This window comes from Streptomyces sp. RK9, from assembly GCF_045070545.1.
GTDB lineage: Bacteria > Actinomycetota > Actinomycetes > Streptomycetales > Streptomycetaceae > Streptomyces > Streptomyces alboflavus.
In genome coordinates this window covers 3,346,219-3,372,536 of the sequence record NZ_CP173703.1, presented here as the reverse complement: position 1 = coordinate 3,372,536, position 26,318 = coordinate 3,346,219, and the positions used below count along the sequence as shown (strand labels likewise).

Sequence of the window (26,318 nt, the reverse complement as noted above, 5' to 3'; positions counted from 1 at the left end):
GGACGGCGCAGTTTTCATGTCTTGGCTCGAATCGTTCATCCTCGGACTCGTCCAGGGACTGACCGAGTTCCTTCCGATCTCATCCAGCGCTCATCTGCGACTGACCGCGGCGTTCGCGGGCTGGCACGACCCGGGTGCCGCCTTCACCGCGATCACCCAGATCGGCACGGAGACCGCTGTCCTGATCTACTTCCGCAAGGACATCGGGCGGATCATCAGCGCCTGGTTCGGCTCGCTGATCGGCAAGGTGCCGCGTTCGGACCACGACGCGCAGATGGGCTGGCTGGTGATCGTCGGCTCGATCCCGATCGGCGTCCTCGGCATCACGCTCAAGGACCAGATCGAGGGCCCGTTCCGCGATCTGCGCCTGATCGCCACGACGCTGATCGTGATGGGCATCGTCCTCGGCATCGCCGACCGCCTCGCGGCCCGCGACGAGACCGGCGGCAAGCACCGTGCGGTGCGCGAACGCAAGGGCCTCAAGGAACTGGGCGTCCGCGACGGCCTGATCTACGGCGTCTGCCAGGCCATGGCCCTCATCCCCGGCGTCTCCCGCTCCGGCGCCACGATCAGCGGCGGCCTCCTCATGGGCTACACCCGCGAGAGCGCGGCCCGCTACTCCTTCCTCCTCGCCATCCCCGCCGTCCTCGCCTCGGGCGCGTACGAACTCAAGGACGCGGGCGAGGGCCATGTCTCCTGGGGCCCGACGATCTTCGCCACGATCATCGCCTTTATTGTCGGATATGCCGTAATCGCGTGGTTCATGAAGTTCATCACCACGAAGAGCTTCATGCCGTTCGTCTACTACCGCATCCTGCTCGGCATCATCCTGTTCATCCTGGTGGGCGCGGGCACCCTGAGCCCGCACGCGGGCGAGTCGGCGGGGTAGCAGCAAGGCCCCGGTCGGCGACCTTCAACTGGTCACCGTGCGTAGTCACTTTGGCCACACATGTCCCTCTGCTACCTAAAACGGCGATCTGGGCACGTTGTGTAGGCAAGGGGGGCGCTTTTTCCGTCCGTTGGGTGCACGCTGGTCGTACGGGCGTATCCCCGGGCGGCCGCCGCCGGCTCGTCGGCGGGGGCGGCGGCCGCGAGGTGCGAGGACGTGGCGGCTCCCCCTCCGCCGGGCGTCCTCGCACCGCTGCCCTCTCCTCGGGGGCGGGCGGGAGCCTCCCCCGAGGAGAGGAGGAGCCGGGACCGCGGTGTCCGCTGCCTGGAGCGCGGCCCCGGCTGCCTCATCCCCTCTTTCGTGCGGCGTCCGTCACGAACAGCCGCCCGTCAAGGACCGTCGGCCCGCAGGGCAGCCGGTCACCGAAGAGCGCCGCACGACCGCGTCCCCCGGGGCGGGGAGAGCGGGTGCGGCCGCATGGTGAGTCCTGGGAAGTCCGTGACACGTCCTGGGAATTCCGTGAGCGGTCCGCGGGACCTCGTGGAAGTCCGTGGGAGGTCCGTGGGAAATCCAAGGGGCTGTACCTGGGCGGTGCCCATGCCTCGGTGGCCGCGTCCTGACCATGCCTGTACCCACGGTAGTCAAACCAGTCCACGCAGTGAAGACCGCTGCCGCAAACGGGAGGCGATTCCTCCGTGCGCGGGCGCCCCACGCGGGTTTCCGTCTCCAGCGGCCTCAACTCCCCCAGGAGTCGGCCCGGCGGCGCCGCCGTTGGCAGGGGCCTGCCCACCCGGCCCGCACCGCAGCACATGGTGCTCACCGCTCAGCACCGGCCCGGTCAGCGTGAGGAACCGGACGTCCACCGTGACGTCCAGGCCCCGCACCCCCGCGGCACGGCGGCACGCCCCCAGTTCGTCCGTCGCCACCACCCAGCGCGGCCGCCCCAGCGCCGTGACCGCCCGGACCGCACGGCGCACTCCCCCCGCGCCGTCGCCGTCATCGGCCCCGACCGCCTCATCGGCCTCCAGGACGACCAGTTGACGGGGAGCCACCACAGGAGGCAGCGCCCGCGCCACCGGCCCCTCCTCCGACACCAGCGCCACCGGAGCCCCGTCCCGGACCACCAGGCCGACCAGTTCCACGTACGGACGCCCGCGCCGGGCCACCGCGAGGCGTCCGGTCCAGGCCCGGGCAAGGACCTCTCGGCACTCGGCCTCCGTCATGCGGCGCACGGTCCCCACAGTCGACCTCCTCGTGCCGCCGCGGCCGGGAGGGGCGCGGACGGACCTCGCGTTCCTCACTTCTCTTATGCGCGGTCCGGCTCCGCTTATGCCCGCCGGGAGGAGACGGGCGCAGAACGGCGGAGACGCGTACGGGCCCGCCACCCGATGGCGGCGGGCCCGTACCGGTCGTACCGGGGCGGGACGGTCAGCAGCTCATGGCCCACGTGTGGGAGTCGCCGTCGTCGTTGGCCGCGCCGTTGTAGTTGACCTCCTGTCCCGGCGTGAGGCAGATGGTCATGTGGCCGCCCTGGCCGGAGCTGGAGTACACCTTGACGTGGTCCTTGATGCCAGGACCCGAGATGCCGTGGTTGGCCCACGAGGAGTCCTCGTCCGCGATGTAGCTCTCCCACCAGCTGTCGTCGCCGGACCAGTTGGCGCGCTGGCCCTTGTAGTCGGAGTGTTCCCAGGCGCAGAACTCGCCGCTGGGGCAGTCGGCGGCCCCGGCCGGGGTGGCGACGGCGAGGCTTCCGGAGACCAGGAGTGCCGCGGCCATGCCGAGGAGGGCCCGCCTGACGGTCCTCGCCCTCGGTGCGGTCGCGGCGGTGGCGGAAGAGTGCTTCAGCGTCATGTCGGGTTGGTGCCTTTCTGTTCGTGCGCCTGGGCTGTTCATGCGTCCGGGCGGTACGTCGGTTCGGTGCTTCGGGTACGAGGGGCAGTGGTCGCCGACCGGTGGCCGACGGTCCGTCAGGCGGCCTGGCAGCCCTCCGTCTTGTCGGAGACGCCGTCGATCCGGGAGCCCCAGGACCAGTTGTCGCTGAAGTCGTAGGGACGGATCACGCGGTAGTAGCAGTCGTGCCGACCCCAGTCGATCGCGTACAGGTTCTGGTTCGCGTCCGAGCGGAAGGACGCGGTCTTGTCGTGGTGGGATTCCGGAACGTCGGCGTAGCCCGGGGGCTTGTAGCACCAGCCCGTGCCGTGCTGGCCGGCCTGGGTCCAGAAGCACACCTCCCCGGGACCGCGTTCGACAGCACCGGTGCCGGGCGCGGACGCCGACGCGGGGGCTGTCGAGACGATCGCGGGGGCCAGGGCCGCGAGCAGGGCAGTGGACAGGGCGAGTCTGCGGAGCATGGCCACCTTCGGGTCGCTCATCGGGTCGCGCATCGCGTCGCTCAACGGGTCGCTGAGGAGCCCCCGCCCGTGGACCGGGAGGTGGGCACGGCGATGCTGCCCCGGTGCGGATTCGCGCATTCCGCCCTTCACCCGAAGGAGGGCGAAGCCGGTGTCGCCCGTTACGCCACGCGCGGCGTCCGGCCGTGGACCTGGCTGCCCCGCCGCCTGCCCCGGGCCGGATGCCGGCCCCGGTAGCTTCCGGCCGTCTGGGCGAGCGCGTCCAGATGCGCCTGGACGTAGGGCACGGCCACATGCTCCAACTCGCCCTCGATGAAGGCGGGCTGGACGTTGACCTCGAAGACGACCCCGCCGTTCTCGATGGCCAGGTCGACCCCGGCGAAGGGCAGTCCGACCGACGCGGTGGCGGCGACGGCCAGGTCGGCCAGGCGGCGCGGCAGGTCGCGCGGGGCGATGAAGGTGGCGGTCGCCCCCTGGCAGGTGTTGCAGGGGGTGTCCGTCGCGGGCTGGATGTGCTCGCGGGCGTGGATGACGCGGCCGCCGAGGACGAACACGCGGAACTGGTGCCGGTCGCCGTCGGCGGTGATGTTGCCCGCGTCCCGCGAGAGCAGCCAGGCGCTGCTCCGGCGGGCGTAGTACTCGGCCGCCTCCGCCAACTGCGCCTCGGAGGTGACGTGGAAGGTGTCGCTGCCGCCGGTGCCGACGACCGGCCGGGCCCAGGTGTCGCGGCCGAGCTTGTCGAAGGCCGCGGCCGCCTCCTGCGCGCCCGGCCGCGCCAGGACGACCGTGTCCATCTGTGCGATGCCGTCCCGCTGGAAGCGGTCGACCGTGCGGTCCTTCTCGGTGGCCGTCCGCCACGCCGTCACCCCGGCGCCCAGGGTCACCGCGCGGTGGTGGGCGAGGAGCCGCTGGAAGGCGGTGAGGGAGCGGCGCCGGTGCGGCGGGATCTCGTACAGGACGACCACGTCGGGCACCACCTCCAGGCCCTGTTCGGGCACGTCGAGGCGTAACCGGTTCCCGTCGCGGTCGCGGACGCGGCCGGTGCCGCACGGGGCGAAGTGGCGGGAGTCGATGCGGCGGGGCGGGGCGCCGGTGAGGAGTTCCACGGCGCGGGCCAGGTAATCCCGGCAGCCCTCGGGGGACGTGGGGTCGGTGATCAGGGCGACGCACGGTCCGGACACGGCTGCCTCCAGCGGCTCTCGGCGCGCACTCGGTCCGCGCGCACGTCGTGGCGCGGGCCCGGGCGGAGGTCACGGCGGGGCGGGGCCGGTCCGCGGCAGCAGGTCACCGGGTCCCGTACGGCGCCGCGTCCGCGCCCGCCGGTCGTCCCGGCGGTGGCGGGCCGGGGCGGCGCCCGGCCGGGGGTGTCGGTGACCACGGGACGGGGCTGCGCCCTCCCCCGACACGTGCCGCGGGGCCGTGGCCCCGTGTGCCGTTTCCGTACTCGGTTCCGTGTCCCTGCTCAGTGCCGTACTCGGATTCCGTGCTCGGTACCGCAGCGCCATGGGCCCCACACTGTAGGCGCGGGCCGGACCCCCGGCCAGTGCGCAGGCGCGCCGGTCTGCCGCGCCCGCTCTGCGCCGCGTGCGCCCGGTACGCGCCCCTCCCACACGCGGTCCACGCGGGACGTCGGACCCACCGCCACCAGCACCCCCGTCGGCGGACCGGGCGCCGGTGCGGCCGGGCGCCCCGCCGAGCCTTACGCCCCGCCCTCTCCGGTGGGACGCTCACAGCGACCGCCGTGCGGAGGCGTCCGGGCGCGCCGGCGGGACCGCACCTGTACTGGCACCTGTACTGGGGGGATCTGCCATGGATCGTCTGCTCGCCAGTCAACGGCTGGACGTCGGGGACGAATTGACCTCGCTCAACGGACGGATACGCCTCGTCATGCAAGGGGACGGCAACCTGGTCCTCCACCGCACCGACGACGGCGTCCCGCTGTGGGCCTCCGACACCTGGCAGCAGCCCGTCACCCACGCGGTGATGCAGCACGACGGCAACTTCGTCCTGTACTCGGAGGAGAACAAGCCCTACTGGGCGACGAACACCGAGGGCAACCCGGGCTCCCTGCTCGTGGCGCAGGACGACGGGAACCTCGTCCTGTACGCCGAGTCCGGGGCGCCGCTGTGGGCCTCGGACACCGTGCAGCGCTTCGGGCCGGTCGCCGTGCCGGGGTTCCTTCCCTCGACCAGGGCCCCGCTGTTCGGCAACAACCCGTGGCCGCCCGGGACCGCGCTCCGGATCGACGTGTTCGGCCTCCCCGTGGCCTCCGTCGACGTGACCGCCATGGGGCTGTGCGGCGGCATGTCGTTCCTGGCCAGGGACATCTTCGAGAGCGGCACCCCGCAGCTGCGCGGCAGGTCGTCGCAGGAGGTCCCCGTCGAGCTCGCCCAGCACATCCTCGCCAGGCTGATCGACAGCTTCAAGGGACCCGGCGTGGTCCAGCGCTGGCTCGGTGACACCCAGGGCCTCGGCCACGACACCCTGTTCTGGGGCGACGGCCTCTTCCGCCGCACCCTCGCCCGGGTCCCGGCGATCCTCGACGACCTCGACAACGGCGTCCTGTGCCCGCTCGCCCTCGTCCTGGTCCGGTCCTACGCGCCCTGGGACGTCTTCCTGAACCACGTGGTCCTGGCGTGGGGGTACGAGCGGCACGGCGATGTGCTGACGCTGCGTACGTACGACTGCAACCACCCCGGCAGGGACGACATCGTCATCCAGCTCGACATCAGCTCCCCCGTCCCCTCCAAGACGATCACCACCAACGGGACGAGCGACGACGCCACCCCCGGCGAGATCCGCGGCTTCTTCCGCCTCCCGTACACGCACGCCGACCCGGCCCCCGCCTACATCGACGACGCCACCGTCGGCGCCACCGCGCACCCGCCGCCCCGGATGACGCCGGGCGCCTCCGCCCAGGTGACGCTGACGGCGACGAACACCGGCTCGACCAGCTGGGCGGCGCGCGACTCCCACCGCCTCGGCAGCCAGGCCCCGCAGGACAACACCCTGTGGGGAACGGGCCGGGTGAACCTCCCGAAACCCACGGTGGATCCCGGCGAGCGGGTCCAGTTCCGGTTCACCGTGACGGCTCCGGGCGCGCCGGGACGCTACGCGTTCTGCTGGCAGATGCTCCAGGAGGGGGTCAGCTGGTTCGGCCGGGCGAGCCCTAGGATCCGGGTGGCCGTCGGCGCGACGTCCGGGGTGTGCGACCAGTTGCACGCGCGGTACGTGGACCTCGCCGAGCAACTCGACGACGTACGCGGGCAGATACAGCAGGTCGACTGGAGCGATCCGTACGAGGCGCGGCGGGAGCAGGGCATGCTCGTCCGGCGGGCCGAGAGTCTGCGGAAGGCTCTCGACACGGTGGAGCGGGACGAGCGGACGCACGGGTGCGCGCCGAGCTGAGCCCGGGCCGCACCTGCGCCCGCCCGGCGGGCCCCCCTCGCCCCGCCGACGGCACCGCTCACATCGGGAACGACAGCAGCCGCACCTCACCCACCGGCCACGGGGCCGCCTCGCGCCCCTCCCCCAGCGGCGTCCACATCGTCCGCAGCGGCATGACCACCGGCCCGTCGGGCTGCTCCACGTGGACGTCGCCCGTCAGGGCCCGCCAGCCGAGGCGGTCGTAGAGGGCGACGAGGGGCGGACGGCAGAAGAGGAGGGCGTGCCGGGGGCCCAGGGTGCGGGCGTGGTCGAGCGCCGCCGTGAGGACGGTCCGCGCGAGGCCCCGGCCCCGCAGGTCGGGCGCGACGGCCACGCCACCGACGCCGATCACCTCCGTGGCGCTCCCGTCGATCGCTATCGGCAGCCGCAACAGGCCCGCGTGCGCCACGAGTCGGCCCGCCTCCGATCTGACGCCGAAGTGCTCCTCCTTGGGCAGCCACGTCAGGCCGGTCCCCGCGACGCCGAACGGGTCGTCGCCGTCGCCGAGGATCTCGCTCTGGTCGGCCCGGGAGTACGCGTCGAGCCGGACGGCGGTCAGGGCCCCGAAATCATGATCATCCATCTCCGCATGATGCGCGGCGGACGGGCGCGTGGACAAGTGCGGACCAGTGAAGAGCGTGACACGAGGCAACCCCGGTACGCGTGTTGTCATCCTCCAGGTCCGGGGCCCAGTGATCTCTCCAGGGATCCGGGGTGAGTGACGAACAGCATGAAACCGGAGGAATGTCTTGATCCAAGTCCCGCGCTCGGTGACCGCCGCCGCGGCGGTCCTCGCGCTGGCGGTGGGGGTGCCGGGCCTCGCGCACGCGCAGCCGTCCGCCGACCGAATACCGCCCGCCCCACCGATACCCGCCGCGCTGTCGGGCACCTCCGCGTCGTCGGGGGATGCCGACGAGCAACTGCCCAAGGGCTGGCGGGTCGACGGGTCCGGCGACCGCAAGGAGCTGGTCTGGAAGGCCCCGGAGGCCGTGCCCATGGGCGACTCCCGGGTCGAGTTCTACTCCGGGGACCGGCTCATCGGCGTCCCCGTGCCCCACGACGACCAGCGGACCTTCCGGCTGCGGCTCGACAGCACGGACGTCGGTCCCGCCGCCGAGCTGCGGGCGCAGGCCGGCGGCCGGCGTCTGGACGAGGGCGCGAAGGAGGCGCCGCGGATCTCGCCGCCCGCCGCGTCCGCCGAGGAGTCGGCCCCGCTGCCCGCGAACCGCGTCGACCCTGGCGTGCCGGGCAAGTACCGCACGGTGAGCGGCGAGTACACGCAGAAGTCGGTGCGCCTGCCGGGCTTCCGGGCACCGGTGGAGATGCGCGGCACCGTGGTGGGTCCCGTCGACGCACCGGGCAAGCGGCCGATCGCGCTGTTCCTGCACGGCCGCCACTACACCTGCTACAACGCCCGCGGCGACCAGGACGGCGGCTGGCCCTGCAAGGGCGACATGAAGCCGGTGCCGAGCCACCGCGGCTATCTGCACGACCAGAAGCTCCTCGCCTCGCAGGGCTATGTGACGGTGTCGATCGCCGCCAACGGCATCAACGGCCAGGACGACGTGGCCGAGGACGGCGGTGCCGAGGCCCGTTCGTCGCTCGTGCGTCAGCACCTCGGCCGCTGGGCGGACTGGGCCGCGGGCCGCGGCGACGTGCCGAGGGCCGTGCGCGCGACCGCGCCCGCCGACCTGTCCCGGGTGCTGCTCGTGGGCCACTCCCGCGGCGGCGAGGGCGTCAACCGCGCCGCGCTCGACAGCCTGGCCCCGCCGCCCGCCGCCGAGGACGGGGCGCCGGGCCCGGCGCGCTGGAACATCCGCGGCACCGTCCTGATCGGCCCCACGATCTTCGGCCAGAACCCGGTCCCCGACGTGCCGTCGATGACCGTCCTGCCCGGCTGCGACGGCGACGTGTCCGACCTCCAGGGCCAGATCTACGCCGACGGGACGCGCGGCGTCAGCCGCGGCAAGGCCCTGCACAGCGCGGTCTACGTGGTCGGCGCCAACCACAACTTCTTCAACACCGAGTGGACGCCGGGGCAGGCCAAGGCGCCCGCGGACGACGACTTCAGCTCCGGCAGCAGGCCCGACGCGGTGTGCGCCAAGGGCAAGCCCACGCGCCTGACCGCCAAGCAGCAGCAGAAGGCGGGCTCCACGTACATCGCCGCGGCCGCCCGGCTCTTCGTCGACGGTGACGACCGGGTGCGCCCGCTGCTCGACGGCTCCGGCCGCCGTGCCCCCTCGGCGAAGCCCGCGCGCGTGCTCACCCACGCCGTCGGCGGCAACCGCACCCCCGCGTTCGTGCCGAACTCCTCGGCCACGGTGACCGGCGGGCGGCTGTGCGCCCAGGTGGACAACAAGGCCTCCCGCTCCTGCCTCGCCCCCGACGTGCGCGGCGCCTCACCGCACTTCGCGGCCTGGGGTCCCTCGCCCGAGGCCGGCCGGCACGCGGTCGCGATGCGCTGGACGCGGGCGGGCACCCCGACCGAGGTCCGGCCGAAGAAGCCCGTGTCCCTCGCGGGCGCCGACAAGCTGGCGCTGCGCGTGATCGTGCCGCCGAACACCACCGGCACCCGCTTCGACGTCGCCGTCACCGACGCCTCGGGCCACCGCGCGAAGCTCGGCCAGGTCCGCGTGAACGGCCTGCCGGGCACCGAGATGACCGCCTCCTACTGGGGGCGCGAGGTGCGTGTGCCGCTGTCCGCCGCCGCCCGCGCCGGAGTCGACCTCCAGCAGGTCGCCTCCCTCGAACTGACCCCGCAGAGCCGGTCCGGGCGCGCCTGGCTGATGGACGCGTGGGGCTGGCGCCCGGGCACTCCGGACGCCGGGACCGCCGACCTCGCGCGGGTCGACATCGGCCGGCTCAAGGTCGACGAGGGCGACTCCGGGGTGCGTAACTACCGCGTGCCGGTCCAGGTCTCCGGACACGGCACCGGCAAGGTCCGGCTCTTCGTGACCGACCCGCGTACGCAGAAGACCACGACCCGGACGGTCACGGTGCGCGCGGGCGGCGACACCGTCGAGGTGCCCGTCACCGTGCGGGGCAACAAGCGCTACGGCGCCGACGTGTCCCACGAGGTCATGGCCAAGGCGGTCAGCGGCACGATGGTCGGCTCCCACCAGGGCGGGGTGCTCGTGCGCAACGACGACCCGATGCCCAAGGTCACCGTCAAGCCCGTCGCGGACCGGGTCACCGAGGGCAAGCCCCTCAAGTGGCGCGTCACGCTGTCCGAGGCGGCCGACACCGACATCGAGGCCGGCTTCGAGCTCCGCCGGGTCACCAGCGGCACCGAACTGTCCACCAAGGACGTCAGCAAGCGCTGGCTGAAGGAGACCTTCGACCGGTCGCCGAACCCGGCCCGCCGTCTGTCCAAGGTGTCGGAGATGCCGTACATCCCTGCGGGCATCGCCGCGGGCAAGCGCAGCGTCGAGGTGACCGTGCCCACCGTCAAGGACCGGGTGCGGGAGTCCAAGGAGACCGTGCGGCTGCGCCTCGTCACCTACGACCAGTCGTGGCAGCAGCACCGCGGCCCGACGGTCACCGGGACGGTGCGCGACCCGGCGTGACCCTGCCGCGCGCCGCGTCCCAGGCGGCGGCGTCCGCGCCGCCGCCGAAGTGCACGTCGTACCGGTCCTGTTCGGGCAGGAGGCTGTCGAACGTGTCCAGGCCGTGCTGCACACGGCCCAGGACACGGAAGTAGCCGAACCGGTCGACACCCGGTGTCAGGACCGCGAGCAGTTCGGCGGTCGCACCGGCCGCCGCGCCGAACGCGTGCGGCGTCCCGGGCGGGATGACGACGAGACCCCCGCGGGTCACCGTCGTCATCCTGCCGTCCAGGGAGAACTCGACGGCTCCGTCGAGCACGTAGAACAGCTCCGTCGACCGCGCGTGGACATGCGGCCTGGCGCCGTCCGCGCCCGCGCCGAGGGCCAGCCGGTTGGCTCCCAGGGCGCCGCCGGTGTCCACGGCGTCGGCCAGCAGGTCGAAGCCGCCGCCGTGCGGGAGGGGGATGTGCTCGGCTGTCCCGGCCGGCACGACGAGGACGCCGGGCCGGTCGGGGGCGTTCGGGGCGTCTGGGGTCTCGGGGGCGCCCAGGGTCTCGGGGGCGTCCGGGTGCGCGCGGTTCGTCATGGTCGGCGGTCTCCCTGTTCTCTCTGATCTCTCGATCTCTCTGATCTCTCTGATCTCTCTTCCTGGCTCCCATTCGATCCGGGGAAGAAGCCGCGAACCAGAAGCAGTTGTTCCCTGCAGAAATCACCGATCGTGATGAATCGGCGCCGCAGGAGGAACCCGTGGAACTGCGCCAGCTCCAGTACTTCGCCGCCGTGGCGGACGCGGGCGGCTTCAGCCGGGCCGCCGAGCGGCTCGGCATCGTGCAGTCGGCGGTCAGCCAGCAGGTCCGGCGGCTCGAACGCGAGCTGGGCGTCACGCTGTTCGACCGGTCCACGCGCTACGTCCGCCTCTCGGCCGCGGGCGAGCGGCTGCTGCCGGAGGCCCGCGCCGTGCTCGCGGCGGCCCACCGCACCCGTCAGATCGCCGCGGACATCGCGTCCGGCGACGAGGGGCTGCTCCGCCTCGGCACCGTCCAGGGGCCGGGCGACCGGACGTACCGCCTCCTCGACGCGCTGCGGCGCACGGCCCCCCGGCTCCGGGTGCGGCTGCGCCGGCTGCCCCTCGCCGAGCGGCTCGCGGCGGTGCGTTCCGGCGAGCTGGACGCGGCGCTGGTGCGGGCGGCGGCGATCGCTCCGGGGCTCGAACTGCTGCCGGTGTGGCGGGATCCGCTGTACGTGGCGCTGCCCGACGGCCACCCGGCGGCGGCCGCGCCGGACGGCGGTCCCGGGGCCGCGCCCGGCCTCGCCCCGGCGGACGCCCCGCCCCTGCTGGTCGAGCAGTTGGCGGACCTCCCGCTGCGCCTGGCCCCGCGCGAGCACAACCCGCCCTTTCACGACCTGGTGACCGGCGCGCTGCGGGCCGCCGGGGCACAGCCGCCGCTCGGGCCGCCGTTCACCACCCTCCAGGAGACCCTGACCGGCATGGCCGAGCAGCACGCCGACTCCCCGTCCTGGACGGTCTTCTACGAGGTGACGGGGCTGCCGTCGGTGCCCCACGTGGCCGTACGACGCCTTGCCGCGCCCGAACTCACCACGTCGCTCGCCGTGTTGCCCGGTCCGCCGGGCCCACCGCTGCGCCAGCTCCTCCAGGCGCTGCGGACCTGAGGCTCAGCCGGTCGGCCCGCCCGGGCGCGGGTCGTCCTGGTGCTGCTGCTGGTAGTGGCCGCGCCAACGCGGCGTCGCCGCGCCCTCCATGAGCACCATCACGACGTCGTGGGCCAGTGAGTCCGTCACCGGCAGATGCCCGAAGAGCACCCGGTGGTACGTGGTGGCGCCGAGCATGTCCAGGAGCAGGTCGATGTCGGCGTCGGGCCGGATGTCGCCCCGCTCGATGCCCCGGCGCAGGGCCGCCTCGGTCGTGGCCCTGCGGGGGCGGAAGAGCGTCTCGGTGAAGACGCGGTCGAGCTCAGGGTCGTCGGCCAGTTCGGCCACGAGCGCGGGCAGCGTCCGGCGTCCCAGCGTCCCGCCGAAGGCCTGGCTCAGGGTCTCGACGCCGAGGATGAGGTCGCAGTGCGTGCAGCCGGTGTCGGGGGTGGGCGCGGTGCCCACGGTCTCCGCGAGCGCGGCGATGACCAGGTGCTGGCGGGACGGCCAGCGGCGGCGGATGGCCGGCTTGGTCGTACCGGCGCGGCGCGCGACGCCCTCCATCGTCAGGCTCGGGTAACCGGACTCCTCCAGGAGCGCCAGCGTCGCTTCCAGGATGGCCTCGTCGAGCCGCGCGTCGCGGGGGCGCCCCGTCCGGCCGGTCTCACGGGCGGAACGGGCGGTGGAGGCCACGGACTCGGGGGTTGCCATGACGGTCAGTATAGGTAGCATCTACTTTCGTTCCGTTCCGGATCGAAACGTAAAGAGGAGGGTCGACCTTGCCGTCCGAGCAGGAAGCGACCACGCAGGAACCGCCCGCCCAGGAGCCGTCCAAGCAGGAGCCGTCCGTGCACGATCCGTCCGTGCACGATCCGTCGACGCAGGGCACGTCGGCGCGGAAGCCGTCCGCCCGGGAGTCGCCCGCGCAGCCATCGGGTACGCGGCAGGCGCCCGCGCCGGACGCCCGCCCCGAGAGCGCCTTCCGCGCCCCCTACTCCGCCCTCACCTGGGGCATCGTGCTCTCCGTCGGGCTCGTCGCCTTCGAGTCGATGGGGGTCGCCACCGTGCTGCCCGAGATCGCGGGCCGCCTCGGCGGACTCAACGCCTACGGCTGGGGCCTGTCCGCCCTGATGCTGGCCAACCTCATCGGCACCGTCGCCGCGGGCGTCGCCGCCGACCGGCACGGCCCGGCCCGCCCGCTCGCCCTCGGCCTCGCGGTCTTCGCCGTCGGCTGCGCCCTCGCCGGGGCCGCGCCGAACTGGCCCGCCTTCCTGGCCGGGCGGTTCCTCCAGGGGCTCGGGGTCGGAGCGGTCATGGCCCTCGCGTACACCGCCATCGCGCTCGCCTATCCGCAGCACCTGCGTGCGCGCATGTTCGCCCTGGTCTCCGGCGCCTGGACCGTGCCGTCCCTGGTGGGACCGAGCATCGCCGCCGTGATCTCCGACCATGTGTCCTGGCGCGGCGTGTTCGTGCTGCTGCTGCCCCTGATCGCGGCCGCCGCGACGCTCGCGCTGCCGCAGCTGCGCCGCCTCGGCCGCCCCGGGAGCCCTGAGGAGCGGGAGGCCCCGGCCGCCGAAGCGACCCCGTGGTGGTCCACCCCCGTCGCCCGCAGCGTCCTGCTCGCCGCCGGGACCGGCCTCCTCCTCGCGGGCCTCCAACTGCGCCAACTCGCCCTCCTGATCCCCCTGGCCGCCGTGGGCGCCGCCACGGCCGTGCTCGCGCTGCGCCGGGTCACACCGGCGGGCACCCTGTCCGTGCGCCGCGGCGTGCCCACCGGCGTCGTCCTGCGCTTCCTGCTCTGCGGCGCCTACTTCGGCAGCGAGGCGTTCCTGCCCCTCGGCCTGGTCGAGCTGCGCGAACTGAGCGCCACGGAGGCCGGGTTGGGGCTCTCGGCGGGTGCCATCACCTGGGTGCTCGGGGCCACCTGGCAGGGCCGGGCCGACAGCCGCTGGAGCGGGCGGTCGCGGGCCGTGCCGATCGCCGCCGGGTTCGCGGTCCTGCTCGCGGGGATCGCCGTGATGGCGCTCGGCGTCCTGGTCGACGCGGTGCCCGCCCTGACGGCCGTCGCGGGCTGGGCCATCGGCGGCGCGGGCATGGGCGTCGCCTTCAACGCGGCGACCACCGACGCCATGGAGCAGGCGACGGCCGACCGGCAGGGCGAGGCAAGCGGCTCGATGCAGCTCGCGCAGACCCTCGCGGTGGCGGTGCTCAGCGGCCTCGGCGGCGCCGCCGTCACCCTGTCCGCGGCCCACGGCGGCTCGGTCTCCCTCGCCCTGACGGTGACCTTCGCCCTCACCGCCGCGCTCGCGGCCGCCGGAGTCCTCACGGCGCACCGCATCAGGCCGAGCGCCGCCTGACGCGCGCCGGACCCCGGTCCAGAGCCGGTGATGCCGCTGTCCGACGGCGGCATCACCGAACGCGGGCACCCGACGCGCCAAGTGACGTACGGAATCGTGCCGTCCATCACTGCCCGAGCCCGTCACACCGCGCCCCAACCGGCCTCAAAGGCCTCCCTCCGCCCCGCTGACCAGCGCTCCCGCCCCAACTCGCGCCGGACGCGCGCGCCTTGCGGCGCCCCGGCGCGATCACGTGCCGCAGGTGTGCGGTAGCTGACAGTTCCGATTGTCAGGGCTATCCCCTAGGCTTGACCCCATGCCCCTCACCCCTCAACCCCATGGTTCCGTGCGGTCGTCGGCCGAGTTGAACGAGCGGATACGCGGCCTGTGGCTGCGTGCGGGCGGCCGCCTCTCCGTCGAACAGCGGCGGGAGTACGAGCAGTTGGTGACCGAGTGGGCCGAGGCGGTACGCGCGGAGATCGTGCAGGCCGCGTAAGCGGCACACAACGGGGGCAGTACGCACGCGTCTTCCGCGCGTGAGCCGTCCATCGGCGTCACCGCACCGGAGGCCCGCCCTCCACCGAGGAATTCCTCAGCGCGCGAGCGACCACGCCCCGCTCGCGCGCACCCTCGCCCCCCTCTCACCCGCCGTACGGACACATCGCGCCACCCCGGCCCCTCGCGGCACAACGACTCGCGCCCGGCCTCTTGGCTCCGCACCCCCGGTGCCCAAGACTGATCCGATGACGCAGCGCGTGGAACTCGCCGCAGTCCTTGACCGGTTGGCCATCGACACCCTCATCACCGACTACGCCATCACCGTCGACGACGGCGACTGGGACGCCTACCGTCGGCTCTTCGCACCCGACGGACGCGCCGACTACCGCTCGGCCGGAGGCATCGAAGGCCCCGCGTCCGAGGTCGCCGACTGGCTCACGGAGTCCCTGCGGATCTTCGCGGTACGCCAGCACCTCATCGTCAACCGCAGGATCCACTTCGACATCCGCGACCAGGACGTCGGCGACACCGCCCGGATACAGGCCGACTACGCCAACCCCATGCGGCTCGCCGACAAGGCGGAGGGCTCCGACGGCACCGCACCCGACTTCGAGTGCGGCGGGCGCTACGCCTTCACCGCCGTCCGCACCCACAACGGCTGGCGGCTGCGTCAGGTCGTCGTCCAGGAGAAGTGGCGCAGACAGCACTGGTCCGACCCGGTTACATGAACCAGGCGCCCCCTGTCCTAGATCGTCGGGGACGCGCACACTGAACGTACGACGGCGGGGGGGCACGGGCCGCGTCGGACGGATCGGGGCAGAAAGGCGCGCTGCATGGACACGCTCGGCAGCAAGCGGCGGCACCGATGGGTGCCCCGGTGGGCGGACGCGAAGGCGTGGCGGCGCGGTGACCGCTCCGCCCCCGGGCAGCGCACCGCCCCGTGGCGGCGCGTCGACCTCGCGTCGCCGTGGCAGCGCGGCGCCCTCGCCGCCCTCTGCGGCGCCCTGCCCGCCCTGGCGTTCCCCGCGCCGTCCTGGTGGTGGTTCGCGTACGTGGCGCTGGTGCCGTGGCTGCTGCTCGCCCGCTCGGCCCCGACGGGCCGCCGGGCCGCCCTGGACGGATGGCTCGGCGGACTCGGCTTCATGGTCGCCGTGCACCACTGGCTGCTGCCGAGTCTGCATGTGTTCACGCTGGTCATCGCCGCACTCCTTGGCCTGCTCTGGGCGCCGTGGGGCTGGCTCGTACGCCACCTCCTCGGCGGCACGCCCGCCCCGGCGCGCGTCGCCGCCGCGCTGCTCGTGCTGCCGTCCGGCTGGCTGACGGTGGAACTGGTGCGGTCCTGGGAGGGGCTCGGCGGGCCCTGGGGGCTGCTCGGCTCCAGCCAGTGGCAGGTCGAGCCCGCGCTGCGGCTCGCGTCGGTCGGCGGTGTCTGGCTGGTCAGCGCCCTGGTCATGGCCGTGAACACAGGAGTGGCCGTGCTCGTCGTCCACCGCGGCGCCCGCGTCCCCGCCGTCGCGGGGCTCGTCGCCGTCGGCGCGGCCACCACGGCGGCCTGGACCTGGTCCCCGCGCCCCGAGCCCGCGGGCCACATCCGCGTCGCCGTCGTCCAGCCCGGCGTCATGAACGGCATCGACAGCGCCGACCAGCGGTTCGCCCGCGAGGAGCAGCTGACCCGCTCCCTCGCGGGACGCGATCTGGACCTCGTCGTGTGGGGCGAGAGCAGCGTGGGCCACGACCTCACCGAGCGGCCCGATCTGGCCGCGCGGATCACCGCGCTGTCCCGGCAGGTCGGCGCCGACATCCTGGTGAACGTCGACGCGCGCCGCTCGGACCGGCCGGGCATCTTCAAGAGTTCGGTGCTGGTCGGCCCCGACGGGCCGACGGGCGATCGCTACGACAAGATGCGCCTGGTCCCCTTCGGCGAGTACGTGCCCGCCCGCTCCCTGCTCGGCTGGGCGACCTCCGTCGGCAAGGCCGCGGGCGAGGACCGCAGGCGCGGGGACCGGCCCGTCGTCATGACCGTCGGCCAGGGCCAAGGGCAGGGCAAGGGCCTGCGGGTCGGGCCGCTGGTGTGCTTCGAGTCGGCGTTCCCCGACATGAGCCGCCACCTCACCCGCGAGGGCGCGCAGTTGCTGCTCGCCCAGTCCGCCACGTCGACGTTCCAGCACAGCTGGGCGCCCCGGCAGCACGCCTCGCTCGCGGCGGTGCGGGCCGCCGAGACCGGCCGCCCCATGGTGCACGCCACCCTCACCGGCGTCTCGGCCGTCTACGGCCCGAGCGGCGAACGCGTCGGCCGGCCGCTCGGCACGTCGGCGTCGAGCACCGCGGAGTACGCAGTGCCGCTGGCCACCGGCACCACCCCGTACGTGCGGTTCGGGGACTGGCCGGTGCACGCGGCCCTCGTCGTGCTCGCCCTGCTGTGCGCGGCCGAGGGCGCGCGGGCGTTCAGGCGCCCTGCTCCTGAACGGCCCGCACCACCCGCTCGCACAGCTCATGGCTCGCCAGCGCGTCCCGCGCGCTGAGCACCTTGCCCGCGCGCACGGAGTCGAGGAAGGCGAGCACGACCTGCTCGATGCCGCGCTGCCGCGCCACCGGCACCCAGTCGCCGCGTCGCCGCACGGTGGGCTGGCCCTTGTGGTCCACGACGTCGGCGAGGTTCAGGACCTGCCGCTTGGTGTCCTGACCCGAGACCTCGAGGACCTCCTCGGTGGACCCGCTCAGCCGGTTCATCACGCCGATCGCGGTGAACCCGGCGCCCCCGAGCTGCAGCACGACGTGTTCGAGCAGGCCGTTCTCGACCCGGCCGCGCACACTCACGTCGTCGATCTGCCCGGGCACGAGGAAGCGCAGGGTGTCGACGACGTGGATGAAGTCGTCGAGGACCATGGTGCGCGGGTCCTCCGGCAGCCCCACGCGATTCTTCTGCATCAGGATGAGCTCGCGCGGGTGCTCGACGCACTGGGCGTAGCCGGGGGCGTAGCGGCGGTTGAAGCCGACGGCGAGGCTGACGTTCCGCTCCTCGGCCAGGTCCACGAGGCGCTCGGATTCGGCGAGTTCGTACGCGATGGGCTTGTCCACGTACGTCGCCACTCCCGCCTCCAGGAGGCGGCCCACGATCTCGGGGTGGACGGCGGTGGGCGCGTGCACGAAGGCCGCGTCCAGGCCCTGGGCGAGCAGGGAGTCCAGGTCGGTGTGGCGGCGCTCGCCCGGCACGTGGTGGACGGCGGCGACGCGCTCCAGGGTGGCGGGGGTGCGGGTCTGGAGGTGCAGTTCGACGCCGGGCTGCGCGGCGAGCACCGGGAGGTACGCCTTCTGCGCGATGTCGCCGAGTCCGATGCAGCCGACCTTCACCAGTGTCTCCCTACCGTCGTGCCGGTTCACGCTCCTGCGCCCCCGAGCCTGTTCCCGCAGCATACGGGGGCTGGGGCGGCCGCCAGTCGGCGATGGAGGCGAAGCCCCGCATGATCATGTCCGGGCCGAGCCGGGACGCCGTCCGCACCAGGGTGTCCCGCACCGCCCGCAGGGGGCCGCTGGTGAGGTGGTTGAGGCGGGCGGTGCGGGCGGCCCGGCGCACGATCGCCGTGGTCCGCGGCACGCGGACGGCGCTGTACGCGGCGAGGCCCGCGAAGAGGTCGGCGCCCGGTGCCGTGTGGTGGGCGAGCACGACGGCGTCCTCGATGGCCTGGTTGCCGCCCTGGCCGAGGGTGGGGGCCATGGCGTGCGCGGCGTCGCCGAGGAGGACGGTCCGGCCACGGTGATATGCGGGCAGCGGGTCGATCAGGTGGCGCACGTCGTTGCGCAGGATGTCCTCGGGGCGGGCGGCGGCGATGATCTCGGGGATCGGGTCGTGCCAGCGGGCGAAGCGCCGCTCCAGTTCGGCCTTCTCGTCGTCGGGGGCGCGCCCGCCCGCGGGGACGAGCGCGGTGGCGTACGCGTACACCCGGCCGTCCTTGAGCGGCTGGGTGCCCCAGACGCCGCCGCGCCCCCAGGTCTCGTGCGGCGCGAAGGGGCGCTTCGGCGCGGGCACGACGAGCCGCCAGGCGGTGAAGCCGGTGTACGCGGGCGCGGGGTGGGCGGGGAACAGTGCGGTGCGGACCGCGGAGTTGATGCCGTCGGCGCCGACGACGAGGTCGGCCTCCAGGGCGCCGTCGGGGGTGGTGACGACCGCCTTTCGGCCGGGGCCGCCGGGGTCGGTGAGGCGGGCGTCGACGCCGGTGCGCAGGCAGTCCGCGGGCAGTTCGGCGACGAGCAGGTCGACCAGCGTCGCGCGGTGCACCAGGACCAGCGTGCCGCCGAACCTCCGCGCCGTCGCGGCCGCGCTGGTCCGCACGATCCAGCGCCCGCCCTGCGCGCGCATCCCGCCCTCCCCCTGCCACGCGGCCAGGTCGCGCACCCGGTCGCCGAGGCCGAGCACGTCCAGGGCGCGCTGGGCGTTGGGCGCGAGGCCGATGCCGGAGCCGACGGGCTCCAGGGACTCGGCGCGCTCCAGGACCGTGACCCGCCAACCGGCCTTGTCCAGGCCGATGGCCGCGGTGAGACCACCGATCCCACCGCCGATGACGACGGCGTGGAGCTGGGGCGATTTCGCTGTTCCGGGCATGATCTCTCCTTGTCGCGCGCATACTTGACACAGGCGGAACCACGGGAAACTACAGGTGTAGTGCCCACGCCCAGACGCTACTACATCTGTAGTGAAACCGGTAGGCTGGGCCACATGCCTGTACGTGCCACGGGGACAGCCCGCACCGAACTCATCGCCGACACCGCCCTCTCCCTGCTCGCCGAGCGCGGCATGCGCGGCCTCACCCACCGGGCCGTCGACGAGGCGGCGGGGCTCCCTCCGGGGTCGACGTCGAACCACGCCCGCACCCGGCTCGCCCTCCTGGAGGCCGCGGTCCGGCGGCAGGCCGAGCGCGAGAACGACATCCTCACCCCGAGCGAGCTGCCCGACCCGGCGGGCGACCGCGACACCCTGGTCTCCGGCCTCGCCGTGGCCCTGCACCGCTTCCTCACCGGCGACGACCACCGCGGCCTGCTCCTGTCCCGCTACGAACTGGCCCTGGAGGCGACCCGGCGCCCCGAACTCCGCTCGTACTACGACTCCGCGGGCGCCCAGTTCCGGGAGCCGCTGCGCGAGCTGATGGTCGCCGCGGGCTCCAAGGAGCCGGAGCGGCACACCCTGTCCCTGGTGGCCTGGTGCGACGGCATGATGTTCTCGTGCGTCGCGGGTTCGTACCACGCGACGGCGCCGACGGTGGCCGAACTGCGGGACGGCTTCGCGGAGTTGCTGCGGGGGATGCTGGACGGGGACGCGCGGGGAGGGGTGTAGGGCGGGGGTCGTCGCCCGAGGCGGGGCTGGTCGCCCGAGGCGGCGCGCGTCGGTGTCACCCGTGCGGGGCATGCGGCGGCGTTCGGCGCCCCGGGGCACGCCGGGGGCAGCAGAGTGGCGCGGGTGCAGCGATCGACGACCGCCTCGGTGACCACCTCGGTGATCCTTGTGTCCACGTCCGTGGCCGTGCTGGCGCTCTCCGGGTGCATGGGGGTGGAGCGGGGCGCGGCCGGTCGGGGCGCGGTGTCGGCGGGCCCCGCGACGCCGGCCCGGGCACCGTCGAGCCGACCGCCGCGGGCGGTGCAGGACCCGGCGCGCGACTCGCTGGAGCGCGGCGGCCCGGCGGACGCGCCGTCCCACGCCGCGTCCCCGCGGGCGAAGCCCACCCCGTCCGACCGGCCCTCGACCGCGTCGCCCTCGCCCTCCGACGACGCCACCGCCCGCGAGCACGGCAGGCACAGCGGGCGCTTCGACCCGCCCCCGCACCACCGGGACGGCCGCCCGCAGGACCCCGCTCGCGACGACGGGCGGGCGCCCCGGTCCGATGCGCCGCCGCCCGCCCTGGTCGAGGTCGACCTGTGCGTCCTCGGCCGCGCGCACGGGGGCTGGGAGCCGGACAGCGAGGAGGCGGCCATCTGCCGGGCGGCGTACGGGCGTTGAGCCGACCGGGGCCAAGCCCGCGACGGAGCTTGTCCGAGCTTCCGGACTGCCCCCGACCGCCTCGGTCCGCCCGGCCGACCCCGGGCTCCCTGCCGACCCCGGCGCCCCGGACGCCCCGGCGAGCAACCCGTCCCGGCCGCGCCGCTACTCCGCTACTCCTCGATCGCCCCCTCCCCCACCTGCGCCTCAAGCCGGTCGAGTGCCGCCCTGATGCCGTCCCCATAGCCGTCGTCGCCGAGCGCGCCCACCGCGCCGCGAGCCAGTCGCAGATGGCTGCGGGCCGCCTCGGGGCGGGCCAGCTTCACATAGTCCGCCGCCAGGTTGAGGTGCAGCGAGGGGTAGAAGCCGCGCACCGCGAGGGACTGGTGGTGGGCGCCGACGCGCTCGTCGGTCAGCTCGTGGGCCGCCGACAACGCCCTGAGGTCCCAGGCCAGTTCGTCGGCCGGGTCGTCCTGGGTGTCGGCCATGTAGTGCGCGAGGGTGCAGCGGTGCAGGGCGTCGCCCTCCTCGCCGATCTCCGACCAGAGCACCAGGAAGCGGGTCCTCGCCTCCTCGCGGTCGCCCGCGTGCTGGAGCATGACCGCCTGCCCGATCCGGGTCATCATGGCGTCTTCGTCGTCCGTCGTCTGTTCCTGCCGCTCCGCCACCGCGTCGCCCTCCGCGCCCGCCGGACGTGCCGCGGGCCGGGCGGGGCCCCGCGGCAGGTCCGACGTCAGTCCGTCGTCAGCTGTCAGTCGATCCGTCGGTCGTTCGTCAGCCGTGGGGCCGCCCGCCCGGGGGCCGGCGGCGGCCCCCCCACGAGTCGGTTCCGACGCTAGCGGCCACCACTGACAATCGCGGTCAGGCGCGGTGCGGGGCGGGGCGCTCCCGCCTGCTCAGCCCAGGTCGGGGATGCGCCAGTCGATGGACTCGTGCCCCTGGGCCGCCACCGCCTCGTCGATCTGTGTGAAGGGCCGGGAGCCGAAGAACTTCTTCGCGGACAGCGGCGAGGGGTGCGCGCCCTTGACGACGACGTGCCGCTCGGTGTCGATGAGGGGCAGCTTCTTCTGGGCGTAGTTCCCCCACAGGACGAAGACCGCCGGGTCCGGCCGCTCGGCCACCGCGCGGATCACGGCGTCGGTGAACTTCTCCCAGCCCTTGCCCTTGTGGGAGTTGGCCTCGCCGGAGCGGACCGTCAGGACCGCGTTCAGGAGCAGCACGCCCTGCCGGGCCCACGGCATCAGATAGCCGTTGTCCGGCACGGGGTGGCCGAGCTCCTCCTTCATCTCCTTGTAGATGTTCCGCAGCGAGGGCGGGGTCTTCACTCCGGGGCGGACCGAGAAGCACAGGCCGTGGCCCTGCCCCTCGCCGTGATAGGGGTCCTGGCCGAGGACGAGGACCTTGACCTCGTCGAACGGCGTGGCGTCCAGCGCGGCGAAGACCTCGTCGCGCGGCGGGAAGACCGGCCCCTTCGCACGCTCCTCCTCGACGAACTCGGTGAGCTCCTTGAAGTAGGGCTTCTGCAGTTCCTCGCCGAGGACTCCGCGCCAGGACGCGGGCAGCATGGCGATGTCGGTCACGTCAACAACCTCCGGGGTGCGTTCAGTTCTGCACCACAGAACCTACCGGCGGCCACTGACAATCCCCCGCCACCGGCCCACCGCCCGGCCCCGCACCCGCGTGGCGGGCACCGCCTACCAGCTCGTCTTGCGCCCCAGCTCCCACATCATCATGATCGCCGAGGGGTCGAGGGCCCGCTCGGCGCCCGAGATCTCCTCGCTCGCCATGACGTACTGCTTGCCCTGCCACACCGGAAGCAGCCGCACGTCGTCGAGGAGGATCCGCTGGGCGCGCTCGAACTGGTCCACGACGTTGCTCCGGTCGGCCTCGCGGCGTGAGAGCGGCAGCAGGTCGTCGGTGAGTTCCTTCGACGGGTAGGGCAGGTTGTGGACGTTGCGCTCGCCCACGAAGGGCGCGATGAAGTTGTCCGCGTCCGGGAAGTCCGGGAACCAGCCGCGTCCGAAGACCGGGTACTCACCGCGCTTGTAGGCCGCGTCGAACTCCTTCCACGGCCGCCCCTTGACGGTGATCTCGAACAGCCTCGAGGCCTCCAGCTGCCGTTTGATCTCGGCGAACTCCGGCGCGGTCGCCGAGCCGTAGCGGTCCGTGGTGTACCAGAGGGTGAGCGGTACGCGTTCGGTGATGCCCGCCGCCGCCAGGATCCGCCGCGCCTTGGTCACGCTCGGGTTGCCGTAGGAGTCGAAGAAGCCCGTGCCGTGCCCGGTGACACCGCGCGGGACCATCGAGTACAGCGGCTCCACGGTGTCCTTGTAGATCTTGTGGGCGATCGCGCCCCGGTCGATCACCTGGGCGAAGGCCTTGCGCACGGCGGGCTTGCGCGCCCACGGGTCCTTCGGGTTGAACACCAGGTAGCGGATCTCGGTGCCCGCGCCCTCGACGAGCCGGATGTCGCTCTCCTTGTCGGGGCCCTGCTGCGCCACGATGTCCCGCGCCGCGAGACCGCGGAAGGTGACGTCGAGGTCCTTGTCACGCAGTGCCTCGACCATGGCGTCGGAGTCGCGGAAGTAGCGGATGGTCACGGCGTCGTTCTTGTGGTCGGCCGCGCCTTCGTAGTGGCTGTTCCTGGCGAGTTCGGCCCGGTCACCGGCCTGGTAGGACTTCAGGGTGTACGGCCCGGAGCCGTTGATCTCGTCGCCCTCGCGTATCTTGTCGGCCGGGTACTCGCGCGGGTCGACGATCGACATGGCGGGGGTCGCGAGGACGAACGGGAACGTGGCGTCGGGCTTGCGCAGCCGGAAGACGACGGTCCGGTCCCCCTTGGTCTGCACGGTCCGCAGCGCGCCCAGAAGTCCGGCCGGACCGCCCTTGACGTCGATGCGCCGCATCCGGTCGAAGGAGAACTTCACGGCCCGCGCGTCCAGCGGGTGACCGTCGGAGAACTTCAGGCCCGCGCGCAACGTACACGTGTAGATCATGCTGCTGCCGTCGGTGAAGCGGCAGCGCTCCGCCGCGTCCGGCTGGGGCTCGGTGGCGCCGGAGGGAAAGCTCAGGAGCGTCTGGAAGATGTTCCGGTACAGCTCCCACGAGCCGTCGTAGGCCGCGGCCGGATCGAGGGTGCTCGGCGCGCTCGTCGTACCGACGGTGACGGTGTCCCCGTCGCCCGAGCCCTCGGAGGACAGCACCCCGCAGCCGGCGACGAGGGACAGGGACGCGAGCAGGGTGACCGGCCGCCGACGACGCGGGGAAACTCTTCTGAACACGTGCACGCTCCTCGGTCCGCCGTGCCATGGATCGGCAGACCATACCGCAGTGCCCCGCCGTGCCAACCAGGCTCACCGACGGGGCACTTCATGCGGGAGAACATCACGTACGCACGGAAATCCCGGCCTTCCTCACGGTTCCTCCGGATCCGGTGACCGATGTCCGGTTCCGTCAGCCGACGCCCGCGTTGAGGAACATCCCGCCGTCGACCTGAAGCGTCTGACCGGTGATCCAGTCTGACTGCTCGGAGGTCAGGAACGCCGCCGCGCCGCCGATGTCGGAGGGCACCCCGAGCCGGCCGAGCGGGTAGGCCGCCGCGGCCTCCTCCTCGCGGCCCTCGTACAGCGTCTGCGCGAACTTGGTCTTGACCACGGCCGGGGCGATGGCGTTGACCCGCACCTTCGGCGCGAACTCGTGCGCCAGCTGCAGGGTCAGATTGACCATGGCGGCCTTGCTGATGCCGTACGCGCCGATGAACGGCGAGGGCGCGACGCCCGCGATGGAGGCGATGTTGACGATCGCGCCGCCGTGCTCGCTCTGCCAGGCCTTCCAGGTGAGCTGGGCGAAGCCGAGCGCGGAGATCACGTTGGTCTCGAAGACCTTGCGGGCCACGTTCAGGTCCATGTCGGCCATCGACCCGAACACCGGGTTCGTACCGGCGTTGTTGATGAGGAAGTCGACGCGGCCGAACGCCTCCATGGCGCGCTCGACGGCGACCGCCTGGTGGGCCTCGTCGTGGGCCTTGCCCGGGACGCCGATGACGCGGTCGGCGCCGAGCTTCTCCACGGCCTCCTTGAGCGCGTCCTCGTTGCGCCCGGTGATGCACACGCGGTCGCCGCGGGCGACCAGCGCCTCCGCGATGCCGTAGCCGATGCCGCGGCTCGCTCCGGTGATGAGCGCCGCCTTGCCGCTGTCCTGCACTGCCATCTGTCCTGGTCCTTTGCGCTTGATCCGGTGCCTGTCGGACGGGCCGCTAGTTGAGCGGCCCACCGGCCACGTACATGACCTGCCCGGACACGAATCCGGCCGCGTCGCCGGTGAAGAAGGCGATGGCGTTGGCGATGTCGTCCGGCGTGCCCACGCGCTGCACCGGGATCTGGGTGGCGGCCGCGGCCTGGAAGTCCTCGAAGCCCATGCCGACGCGCTCGGCGGTGGCCTTGGTCATCTCGGTGGCGATGAAGCCGGGCGCCACGGAGTTGGCGGTGACGCCGAACTTGCCGAGCTCCTTGGCGAGCGTCTTGGTGAAGCCCTGCATGCCCGCCTTGGCCGCCGCGTAGTTCACCTGGCCGCGGTTGCCGAGCGCGGAGGAGCTGGAGAGGTTGACGATGCGGCCGAAGCCCGCGTCCACCATGTGCGCCTGACAGGCGCGGGACATCAGGAACGCGCCGCGCAGATGCACGTTCATGACCGTGTCCCAGTCGCTCGCGCTCATCTTGAACAGCAGGTTGTCGCGCAGCACGCCCGCGTTGTTGACCAGGATCGTGGGCGCGCCGAGCTCGGCGGCGATCCTGGTGACGGCGGCCTCGACCTGGGCCTCGTCGGCCACGTCGCAGCCCACGGCGATCGCCTTGCCACCGGCGGCGGTGATCTGCGCGACGGTGTCCTTGCAGGCGGCCTCGTCGAGGTCGATCACGGCGACGGCGCGGCCCTCGGCGGCGAGCCGGACGGCGGTCGCCGCGCCGATGCCTCGCGCTGCTCCGGTCACGACCGCGACGCGCTGCTCAGTGGTGGACATGCTGGCTCTCCTCGCCCTTGGGGTGCGGCTCTCATGCCGTGCGGATCTTCTGGAGGTGCGGTGCCACGGCACACTCCCAGGTGAGCGACCGCTTAGTACCTTCAGCAGACGAGACGCTAGAAGCCCTGACACCCGGTGTCAACGGCCCCCCGGCCACTGTGACTCATTACGTCTCCCGCGAGCCCCGAACCAGTCGGCCCCACCCATCGGACAGGCCCTAGCGCACCAGCAGCTCCACCAGGCGCTCCACCTCGGCCTCGGGGTCGGCCGTGAGGCCCGTGTGCACCGGCCCCGGCTGGACGACGGTGGAGCGCGGCGCGATCAGCCAGCGGAAGCGCCGCCCGGCGTCGTCGCCGGCCGCCTGCCCGGCCGCCGTGCCGCCCGCGCAGACGCCCTCGACGGCCGACAGCGCCGCGCGCACGCCTGCCGCGTCGGCCCCGGGGTCCAGGGCGCGCAGCTTCGCCTCGTCCAGGTGCGTGCGGGCGGCCACGTAGGACTTGGCGCGGCAGTAGAGCACGACGCCCGCGTTGAACTGCTCGCCGCGCTCCACGCGCGGCACGACGCGCAGCAGCGCGTACTCGAAGACGTCCCGCGCGGGGGCGCCGTTCGGCTCGGTGACGTCCCGCGCGGGGGCGCGG

25 protein-coding genes are annotated in these 26,318 nt (G+C 73.4%); 10 read left to right on the top strand and 15 right to left on the bottom strand.

All coding sequences use genetic code 11. The annotated features are described in order from the left end of the window. Nucleotides 1-16: 16 nt before the first annotated feature. Complete coding sequence (locus AB6L24_RS13835) at nucleotides 17-889, top strand: undecaprenyl-diphosphate phosphatase (protein WP_380858179.1); 873 nt, start codon at nucleotides 17-19, stop codon at nucleotides 887-889. A 641-nt stretch (nucleotides 890-1,530) separates the two neighbouring features. On the opposite strand, the gene AB6L24_RS13830 is transcribed toward AB6L24_RS13835, so the two are convergent. The 4 genes from AB6L24_RS13830 to AB6L24_RS13815 all read right to left on the bottom strand — a co-directional run bounded on the left by AB6L24_RS13830 (nucleotide 1,531) and on the right by AB6L24_RS13815 (nucleotide 4,421). After that, entirely contained in the window at nucleotides 1,531-2,112 is a 582-nt protein-coding gene (locus AB6L24_RS13830) for a hypothetical protein (protein WP_405655392.1), read from the bottom strand. 205 nt (nucleotides 2,113-2,317) lie between these two features. Beyond that, the gene (locus AB6L24_RS13825) at nucleotides 2,318-2,740 is read right to left on the bottom strand and encodes a peptidase inhibitor family I36 protein (protein ID WP_405655391.1); all 423 of its coding nucleotides are present in this window, start codon (nucleotides 2,738-2,740) and stop codon (nucleotides 2,318-2,320) included. Between the two features lie 116 nt (nucleotides 2,741-2,856). Next, entirely contained in the window at nucleotides 2,857-3,360 is a 504-nt protein-coding gene (locus AB6L24_RS13820; RefSeq protein WP_405655389.1) for a hypothetical protein, read from the bottom strand. A gap of 41 nt (nucleotides 3,361-3,401) precedes the next feature. Then, nucleotides 3,402-4,421, bottom strand: a complete 1,020-nt coding sequence (locus AB6L24_RS13815; protein WP_405655388.1) for a RimK family alpha-L-glutamate ligase — start codon at nucleotides 4,419-4,421, stop codon at nucleotides 3,402-3,404. A 628-nt stretch (nucleotides 4,422-5,049) separates the two neighbouring features. Between AB6L24_RS13815 and AB6L24_RS13810 the strand changes: the two genes are divergently transcribed. Then, a complete protein-coding gene (locus tag AB6L24_RS13810) occupies nucleotides 5,050-6,648 on the top strand; it encodes an NBR1-Ig-like domain-containing protein (protein ID WP_405655386.1) in 1,599 nt (532 codons plus the stop codon). Nucleotides 6,649-6,706: 58 nt separating this feature from the next. On the opposite strand, the gene AB6L24_RS13805 is transcribed toward AB6L24_RS13810, so the two are convergent. Beyond that, nucleotides 6,707-7,249, bottom strand: a complete 543-nt coding sequence (locus AB6L24_RS13805; RefSeq protein ID WP_405655384.1) for a GNAT family N-acetyltransferase — start codon at nucleotides 7,247-7,249, stop codon at nucleotides 6,707-6,709. Between the two features lie 166 nt (nucleotides 7,250-7,415). Between AB6L24_RS13805 and AB6L24_RS13800 the strand changes: the two genes are divergently transcribed. Then, nucleotides 7,416-10,232, top strand: a complete 2,817-nt coding sequence (locus AB6L24_RS13800; protein WP_405655383.1) for an alpha/beta hydrolase family protein — start codon at nucleotides 7,416-7,418, stop codon at nucleotides 10,230-10,232. On the opposite strand, the gene AB6L24_RS13795 is transcribed toward AB6L24_RS13800, so the two are convergent. Then, nucleotides 10,204-10,797 carry a cupin domain-containing protein gene (locus AB6L24_RS13795; RefSeq protein WP_405655381.1) on the bottom strand — a complete coding sequence of 198 codons (594 nt, stop codon included), beginning with the start codon at nucleotides 10,795-10,797 and terminating at the stop codon, nucleotides 10,204-10,206. The genes AB6L24_RS13800 and AB6L24_RS13795 overlap by 29 nt on opposite strands. 161 nt (nucleotides 10,798-10,958) lie before the next feature. Between AB6L24_RS13795 and AB6L24_RS13790 the strand changes: the two genes are divergently transcribed. Then, a complete protein-coding gene (locus AB6L24_RS13790; protein ID WP_405655380.1) occupies nucleotides 10,959-11,882 on the top strand; it encodes a LysR family transcriptional regulator in 924 nt (307 codons plus the stop codon). 3 nt (nucleotides 11,883-11,885) lie between these two features. On the opposite strand, the gene AB6L24_RS13785 is transcribed toward AB6L24_RS13790, so the two are convergent. Next, nucleotides 11,886-12,572 carry a TetR/AcrR family transcriptional regulator gene (locus AB6L24_RS13785; protein ID WP_405655378.1) on the bottom strand — a complete coding sequence of 229 codons (687 nt, stop codon included), beginning with the start codon at nucleotides 12,570-12,572 and terminating at the stop codon, nucleotides 11,886-11,888. A gap of 68 nt (nucleotides 12,573-12,640) precedes the next feature. Between AB6L24_RS13785 and AB6L24_RS13780 the strand changes: the two genes are divergently transcribed. The 4 genes from AB6L24_RS13780 (at nucleotide 12,641) to lnt (ending at nucleotide 17,217) form a co-directional block, all read left to right on the top strand. Beyond that, entirely contained in the window at nucleotides 12,641-14,218 is a 1,578-nt protein-coding gene (locus tag AB6L24_RS13780) for an MFS transporter (RefSeq protein WP_405655376.1), read from the top strand. Nucleotides 14,219-14,513: 295 nt separating this feature from the next. Then, nucleotides 14,514-14,693 (top strand): hypothetical protein, encoded by a 180-nt coding sequence (locus AB6L24_RS13775; RefSeq protein WP_078619226.1) that lies wholly within the window; start codon nucleotides 14,514-14,516, stop codon nucleotides 14,691-14,693. Between the two features lie 247 nt (nucleotides 14,694-14,940). Next, the gene (locus AB6L24_RS13770) at nucleotides 14,941-15,423 is read left to right on the top strand and encodes a nuclear transport factor 2 family protein (RefSeq protein WP_405655374.1); all 483 of its coding nucleotides are present in this window, start codon (nucleotides 14,941-14,943) and stop codon (nucleotides 15,421-15,423) included. Between the two features lie 105 nt (nucleotides 15,424-15,528). After that, complete coding sequence (gene lnt, locus AB6L24_RS13765; protein WP_405655373.1) at nucleotides 15,529-17,217, top strand: apolipoprotein N-acyltransferase; 1,689 nt, start codon at nucleotides 15,529-15,531, stop codon at nucleotides 17,215-17,217. On the opposite strand, the gene AB6L24_RS13760 is transcribed toward lnt, so the two are convergent. Both AB6L24_RS13760 and AB6L24_RS13755 read right to left on the bottom strand, forming a co-directional pair. Continuing rightward, a complete protein-coding gene (locus tag AB6L24_RS13760) occupies nucleotides 17,141-18,046 on the bottom strand; it encodes a Gfo/Idh/MocA family protein (protein ID WP_405655371.1) in 906 nt (301 codons plus the stop codon). The genes lnt and AB6L24_RS13760 overlap by 77 nt on opposite strands. Before the next feature lie 10 nt (nucleotides 18,047-18,056). Then, a complete protein-coding gene (locus AB6L24_RS13755) occupies nucleotides 18,057-19,295 on the bottom strand; it encodes an FAD-dependent monooxygenase (RefSeq protein WP_405655370.1) in 1,239 nt (412 codons plus the stop codon). Between the two features lie 114 nt (nucleotides 19,296-19,409). Here AB6L24_RS13755 and AB6L24_RS13750 point away from each other — a divergent pair, with 114 nt between their 5' ends. Together AB6L24_RS13750 and AB6L24_RS13745 are read left to right on the top strand one after the other, a co-directional pair. Further along, nucleotides 19,410-20,024, top strand: coding sequence for a TetR/AcrR family transcriptional regulator (locus AB6L24_RS13750; RefSeq protein WP_405655369.1), 615 nt, complete (start codon nucleotides 19,410-19,412; stop codon nucleotides 20,022-20,024). Between the two features lie 123 nt (nucleotides 20,025-20,147). Then, nucleotides 20,148-20,684: a hypothetical protein gene (locus AB6L24_RS13745; protein WP_405655368.1), complete on the top strand. Its 537-nt coding sequence runs from the start codon at nucleotides 20,148-20,150 to the stop codon at nucleotides 20,682-20,684. A 152-nt stretch (nucleotides 20,685-20,836) separates the two neighbouring features. Here the strand turns inward: AB6L24_RS13745 and AB6L24_RS13740 are convergent, their stop codons facing one another. The 6 genes from AB6L24_RS13740 to AB6L24_RS13715 all read right to left on the bottom strand — a co-directional run bounded on the left by AB6L24_RS13740 (nucleotide 20,837) and on the right by AB6L24_RS13715 (nucleotide 26,251). Beyond that, nucleotides 20,837-21,331: a hypothetical protein gene (locus tag AB6L24_RS13740; protein ID WP_405655366.1), complete on the bottom strand. Its 495-nt coding sequence runs from the start codon at nucleotides 21,329-21,331 to the stop codon at nucleotides 20,837-20,839. Nucleotides 21,332-21,559: 228 nt separating this feature from the next. Continuing rightward, nucleotides 21,560-22,243 carry a uracil-DNA glycosylase gene (gene ung, locus AB6L24_RS13735; protein ID WP_405655365.1) on the bottom strand — a complete coding sequence of 228 codons (684 nt, stop codon included), beginning with the start codon at nucleotides 22,241-22,243 and terminating at the stop codon, nucleotides 21,560-21,562. Nucleotides 22,244-22,357: 114 nt separating this feature from the next. After that, nucleotides 22,358-23,944, bottom strand: a complete 1,587-nt coding sequence (locus AB6L24_RS13730; protein ID WP_405655364.1) for an ABC transporter substrate-binding protein — start codon at nucleotides 23,942-23,944, stop codon at nucleotides 22,358-22,360. A 172-nt stretch (nucleotides 23,945-24,116) separates the two neighbouring features. Next, nucleotides 24,117-24,872: an SDR family oxidoreductase gene (locus AB6L24_RS13725; protein WP_030358612.1), complete on the bottom strand. Its 756-nt coding sequence runs from the start codon at nucleotides 24,870-24,872 to the stop codon at nucleotides 24,117-24,119. Between the two features lie 46 nt (nucleotides 24,873-24,918). Beyond that, complete coding sequence (gene fabG, locus AB6L24_RS13720; RefSeq protein WP_405655362.1) at nucleotides 24,919-25,680, bottom strand: 3-oxoacyl-ACP reductase FabG; 762 nt, start codon at nucleotides 25,678-25,680, stop codon at nucleotides 24,919-24,921. Between the two features lie 217 nt (nucleotides 25,681-25,897). Then, entirely contained in the window at nucleotides 25,898-26,251 is a 354-nt protein-coding gene (locus AB6L24_RS13715) for a DUF3037 domain-containing protein (RefSeq protein WP_405657153.1), read from the bottom strand. Nucleotides 26,252-26,318 lie beyond the last annotated feature (67 nt).